The sequence below is a fragment of the Ancylomarina longa genome, assembly GCF_003996985.1.
GTDB lineage: Bacteria > Bacteroidota > Bacteroidia > Bacteroidales > Marinifilaceae > Ancylomarina_A > Ancylomarina_A longa.
Genome location: NZ_RJJX01000274.1, coordinates 1 through 400 on the forward strand (window position 1 = coordinate 1; position 400 = coordinate 400).

The following is a 400-nucleotide window of genomic DNA, read 5'->3' on the forward strand; positions in this document are numbered from 1 at the left end:
CCATCAAATCATCTAAACCTGTTTGTTCCTGAATGGTAACACCTTGAATTTCGAGATAAGTCAGCATTACAGCTAAACCAGTTCTTTTATTACCATCAACAAAAGCATGACCTTTTGAGATAGCTATACCAAACCATGCTGCGATCTCAAAAATGTCGCTTAYATTGCTGTAATACATCTGCTGATCTATACGGCTTAATACGCTTTCTAGCTTTTCAATATGACAGCCTATTCGCCCTACGCCAGTTTGTAATAGGATCTCATCATGCACAGCAATGACGAATGTTGAGCTAATCAAACTCATTTATAAGCAAGCTCTTGGATTTCAGCTTTATGCTGATTAATGACTCGTTTTGCACTATGCATCACAACACGTTTAGTCGCTTCGTCATTGCTAAAT

The 400-nt window shown here is 38.1% G+C and carries 1 protein-coding gene; it reads right to left on the reverse strand.

Features of this window, described 5'->3' with window-relative positions:
• Nucleotides 1–304, reverse strand: a 304-nt coding sequence (locus DLK05_RS17150; RefSeq protein ID WP_127345120.1) for a type II toxin-antitoxin system death-on-curing family toxin, incomplete at its 3' end; no start/stop codon positions are given.
• Nucleotides 305–400 lie beyond the last annotated feature (96 nt).